General features: G+C 33.4%; 2 protein-coding genes. Both read right to left on the bottom strand.

The window, feature by feature from the left end; translation table 11 throughout:
- Positions 1 to 233: 233 nt before the first annotated feature.
- Positions 234 to 1,589, bottom strand: a complete 1,356-nt coding sequence (locus tag AC0UA9_RS17485) for a Fic family protein (RefSeq protein ID WP_475662030.1) — start codon at positions 1,587 to 1,589, stop codon at positions 234 to 236.
- 282 nt (positions 1,590 to 1,871) lie between these two features.
- Positions 1,872 to 2,282 (bottom strand): hypothetical protein, encoded by a 411-nt coding sequence (locus AC0UA9_RS17490; RefSeq protein WP_475662031.1) that lies wholly within the window; start codon positions 2,280 to 2,282, stop codon positions 1,872 to 1,874.
- Between the last annotated feature and the right edge of the window lie 135 nt (positions 2,283 to 2,417).

The following is a 2,417-nucleotide window of genomic DNA, read 5'->3' on the forward strand; positions in this document are numbered from 1 at the left end:
GATAACCGACGAAATTACTTGCTTCATCTACTGCGTTAACTCATTTTTTAAACATAAAGCGAATATGGCTCGAAAAAAAGCAGAGATTTTTATGGTTTAACTTGACGTGGGGAGTCATACCAACGCCTCATTCAGAGGCAATAAAATAGCTGGTTAAAATTAGCGAGGTAGGAGCAAAAACCAGCTGTTTTTTGTCCTGCTGAAATGACTTGTTATATTTTCAATTTGTCCCGTTATATTTTCAATTTGTCCCTAAGCCCTTGAGGTGCTAGATATAAAATTGTTTTTCCTTTTTTACTTTTCGTTGGCATAAGTAGATCTTCATCAACTAAACCATTTAGATATGTTCTTGCTGTACCTTCATTAATATCGAAGTCAGCAGAAACTTGTCTAGAGGTAAATATTCTTCCGGGCTCTTTAATTGCGTCTTTTAATAGCTCTAGTTGCGCACGCTTTAGTTTTTTAGATAAAGGGCTTTTCTCAATCCACTCCATAAACTGATAAAATTCACTTTTTTTACTTTCAATGTGACTTTGAAGTGCATCAACAGCTTTCCTTACAATATCTGTTTGATGATAGATAAAGTATGTTAAATCTAATTCATCAGTTTCTGTATATATGTATGCAGTATCATAGTCACTTCTTTTTTCTTGTATTAACTTACTGATTGAAACGTATTCAAATAACCAATATCCACTTTTTAACATAAACCAGTAAAATAGCGCTCTTGCTGTTCTGCCGTTCCCATCTCCAAATGGATGTATATAACCAATCATAAAATGCAATATGATTGCTTTTATTAGAGGGTGTATAAATTTATCACTATTTTCACCGTCATTACATTCATTAGCAAAGTCACATAAACAAGTTAACCGCTCTTTTAAAGATTTATAACAAGGCGGCTCATGGGCAATCTCATTATAATTATTTTTTACTGTTATATCATTATCTTCACGTAATTCCCCAGGAATTGCATTATTGTCAATAGCTTCGTGAGTTGCTACTGCATGTAGCTCTAGCATAAGGGCAATAGTAAGCTCTTCATCTTTTCTCTCAACTACCTTTTTCATTAAAAGGTAGTTGTTAAAAATCATTTGCTCTGATTTGTCAGAAGGCTTCCTATTATTTTCCAACATATCTTTAGCAACTTTTCTTGTGGTTGAAGCACCTTCTAATTGAGATGAAGTTATTGCTTCTTCCATCATTAAGTTTTTAACTAAATACCGATCTTTTTCTCTTGCTGTGATAAAGGAACCATCACCAATGGAATGCCCACCACCAGTTAATTTATCTATATGATGAAGTTGAGAAAATAAAGAATCAGGTACACAATAACTAAAAGCTTCATTCTCGTTTTTTCCTTTCAAAGAATGAATATACTTCGTAATTGTTTTTCTAGATAACTTTGTTGCAACCCAAGCAGAGTCTTCATCATCCTCTTTATCCACTTTCCATTTAAATTTATCCCAATGAAGATAATTCCCTTTTGGATCGGTTGCTTTGTACTTAGGAAGTAATAGGAGAAACTCTTGAGGAGATGTTTTTTCCATCAAAGTATTAAAGGGTACGGGGACTCTTACTCTTGCCATAAATCACCAAAATCAACAAAAACCAACAAAAACCAACAAAAATCAAATATAATAAATTGAGTTTACATCAACTCAGTAAAACCTCAACTCAAATTAAGTATTTTGTGTTTTAAGCGGAGTTTGAATATGGAAAATCAAATAACTATATTTGAGTTAGATGATGATAGGTGTAAATATAACGCTTGCATAAATGGTTTAAAAAGATTGGCTAAAATTGGCGAGGTACGAGCCGAGCCAAGATTTTTAAATCCTTGTGATGTTTTTATTATATATATCATACACCTACAACCCAAGCAATCGCTTTGTTTTACTAGGTATTACATCAGTTTGTTTATTTAACGCAATGTTTTTTTCTGATTGAAAAATTAAAGCATTATCATTGGGTACATACTTTAAAGTACCTTGCCTTACGATCTTTCCACTAGAATCCAACTCATTATAAGAGATTATTTGAGATTCAATATCATAAGAAGCCATTATACGACTACCAAGCATTGGAGGTGCAGCAAAAATTGCCCCAGACCCATCTTCCATCAAGTAAAGAGCAACACCACTTACCAAAATATGCTCGGTTAATTTTGCGTCACTACTCAACCAAACACCTGCAAGGTTAGTTGGTAAAGCCGCTTCATTATTTGTGACTAAAGAACAAGAGCTAACAAATAGTACGATAGAAATTAGTATTAACTTCATTGATATACCTAGACATAATGACTCCCCACGAGGTGCTAGCCTCCAAATTCGTGGGTTAGTAAAACCAGAGCCATAATTAGTGTGTTAAACAACTAAAACTGGAGGCTAGCATGTATAAACATAACATAATTTTTA

This window comes from Colwellia sp. F1, from assembly GCF_056238625.1.

Coding starts and splice junctions, on each gene's coding strand:
- AC0UA9_RS17485 (WP_475662030.1), bottom strand. CDS start 1,589: ATGGCAAGAGTAAGAGTCCCCGTACCCTTTAATACTTTGATGGAAAAA.
- AC0UA9_RS17490 (WP_475662031.1), bottom strand. CDS start 2,282: ATGAAGTTAATACTAATTTCTATCGTACTATTTGTTAGCTCTTGTTCT.